This window comes from Rhizobacter sp. P2_H2 (assembly GCF_056403375.1).
The window spans coordinates 1-2570 of sequence record NZ_JBFUFP010000796.1 but is presented as its reverse complement, the minus strand read 5'-3'; the positions used below and the strand labels follow the sequence as shown (position 1 = coordinate 2570).

Below are 2570 nucleotides of genomic sequence, written 5' to 3'. Positions count from 1 at the left end.
GCGTTGCCGAGCGCGTTGGTGCCGCGGTCGCGCGCCCGGCTCGGTGCGCTCGTGCTGCCGCTGTCCTGCCGGGTGACGGTGGGCCGCGGTGCACGTTCGGCGGGCCCGTTGATTCCTTGGAGTGCCATCGCGATGCCTCAGACCTTCATGAACGTGAGGAAGTGGTCGGGCTCGCTGCTGCCGAGCACGGCGGCCGCCTTCTGCTGCTCCTCGCGCAGCAGGTAGCTCAACGGGCTCTCGACGCCGTCGGCGGGCCCGTCGATCTCCTGCGTCGTCGCCATCAGCAGCGTGATCGCGTCGGCCCGGAAGCTGTTGCGGTCGCCGCTGCGGCCCTGCATCAGCTCGTCGGTCACTTCGTCGATCAGTGCGCGAAAGCGCCCGAGCAGTGCCGGGTTCACCGTCGGCGCCGCGGCCGGCTCGGCCGCGCGGGCGGCGCCCTGGCGCTGTCCGGCACCGCCCGACAGGTCACCCGTTTGCGCTTTTTGAAGGGCCATCATGGGGACGAACGATAGGCCGTGCGCCGTTCGTCCCCGGCCACCGAACGGAAGCCGCGTGCGGTGGTGCGAAGCCGTGTCAGCCCAGCGCGTCGAGCTCGCCGGTGACCTCGAGCCAGCGGCCCTCGGCGCCCTCGAGCTCGTCCCCGAGCTGCTTGAGCCGCTTGCCCTGCTCGACGCGCTGTGCCGGGCTCAGGCCGGGCCGCGCCGAGGCTTCCTCGATGTTGGCCTTCTCCTGCGTCAGCGTCGCGATGCGCTTCTCGAGCGTCGCCAGTTCGGTGCGCAGCGGCCTGGTCTGCTCGGCGGCCTTCTGGCGTTGCTGGGCGCCGGCCTTGCGGTCGTCCTTGGCTGCCTTCGGGGCCGCGGCGGCGGCGGCCTCCGCCTTCTTGGCCTTGACCTTCGCCGAGCCCGCCTCGCGCGCGCCCTTCGCCATCTCGCGCGAGGTCTCGAGCAGCCACTTCTGGTAGTCGTCCAGGTCGCCGTCGAACGGTTTCACTGCGCCGTCGCTGACCAGCCAGAACTCGTCGCACACCTCGCGCAGCAGCGCGCGATCGTGGCTCACCAGCATCACCGTGCCCTCGAACTCGTTGAGCGCCATCGACAGCGCCTCGCGCGTCGTCAGGTCGAGGTGGTTGGTCGGTTCGTCCAGCAGCAGCAGGTTGGGGCGCTGCCACACCAGCATCGCGAGCACCAGCCGCGCCTTTTCGCCGCCGCTCAGCGAGCCGACGGCCTGCGTGACCATGTCGCCGACGAAGCGGAACGAGCCGAGGAAGTCGCGCAGCTCCTGCTCGCGCGCCTGCGGGCCCACGTCGCGCGCGAGCCGCACCATGTGCATCAGCGGGCCGTCGTCGAGCGACAGCACGTCGAGCTCCTGCTGCGCGAAGTAGCCGATCGACAAGCCCTTGCCCTCGGTGACCTCGCCGGCCACCAGCGGGATCTCCTTCGCGATGGTCTTCACCAGCGTCGACTTGCCCTGGCCGTTGGCGCCCAGGATGCCGATGCGCTGGCCCGCCAGCACCGAGCGGTTCRCGTTGCTGACGATCGGCACGCCGGCGTAGCCGCACGACATCACCGAGAACGCGAGCATCGGGTTGGGCAGCGAGACCGGCTCGCGGAACTCGAACTGGAAGTCGCTGCTGGTCAGCACCGGCCCGAGCTTCTCCATGCGCGCCAGTGCCTTCACGCGGCTCTGCGCCTGCTTGGCCTTGCTGGCCTTGGCCTTGAAGCGGTCGATGAACTTCTGCAGGTGGGCCATGCGCTCCTGCTGCTTCGCGAAGTTGGCCTGCGCCTGCATCATCCGCTCGGCGCGCATCTCCTCGAACGCGGTGTAGTTGCCGGTGTAGCGCGTGAGGCGCGTCTCGTCGAGGTGCAGCGTCACCCGGGTGATCGCGTCGAGGAATTCGCGGTCGTGGCTGATCACGATCATCGTGCCCTCGTAGCGCTGCAGCCAGGCTTCCAGCCACACCAGCGCGTCCAGGTCCAGGTGGTTGGTCGGCTCGTCGAGCAGCATCAGGTCGGCCGGGCACATCAGCGCGCGCGCCAGCTGCAGCCGCATGCGCCAGCCGCCCGAGAAGCTGTTGACCGGCTCGTCGAGCTGGTCGACGCGGAAGCCCAGGCCCATCAGCAGCGCCTGCGCGCGCGGGCGGGCTTCGAAGCCGCCGGCCTCGGCGATCAGCTGGTGCGCCTCGGCCATCGCATGGCCGTCGTCGGCCGCCTCGGCCGCGGCCAGCGCGGCGTTCGCGGCGTTCAGCCGGGTGTCGCCCTCCAGCACGAAGTCGGTGGCCGGATCGTCGGTCTCCGGCATCGACTGCGCGACCTCGCCGACCAGCCAGCGCGGCGGGATGGCCACGTCGCCGGCGTCGGACTGCAGCCGGTGCGTCAGCAGCGAGAACAGCGAGGACTTGCCGGCACCGTTGCGCCCGACCAGGCCGACCTTCTCGCCGGGCTGCAGCGTGACGCTCGCGTCCTGCAGCACGACCTTGGTGCCGCGCCGCAGCGTGACGTTCTTGATGACAATCATGGGTAACTCACCAACGGGAAAAAAGCATGGAAAAGAGCGGAAACAAGGGCCTGACC

At 70.2% G+C, this 2570-nt stretch carries 2 protein-coding genes; both read right to left on the bottom strand.

Annotated elements, in window-relative coordinates:
• Positions 1–137: 137 nt before the first annotated feature.
• On the bottom strand, positions 138–497 hold the full coding sequence (locus AC1D15_RS26440; RefSeq protein WP_477828332.1) for a hypothetical protein: 360 nt from the start codon (positions 495–497) through the stop codon (positions 138–140).
• A 76-nt stretch (positions 498–573) separates the two neighbouring features.
• Positions 574–2514 (bottom strand): ABC-F family ATP-binding cassette domain-containing protein, encoded by a 1941-nt coding sequence (locus AC1D15_RS26435; RefSeq protein WP_477828331.1) that lies wholly within the window; start codon positions 2512–2514, stop codon positions 574–576.
• Positions 2515–2570: the final 56 nt, after the last annotated feature.

Bases quoted from the DNA above. Each gene is read 5' to 3' on its own strand.
- AC1D15_RS26440 (WP_477828332.1), bottom strand. From the start codon at position 497: ATGATGGCCCTTCAAAAAGCGCAAACGGGTGACCTGTCGGGCGGTGCC.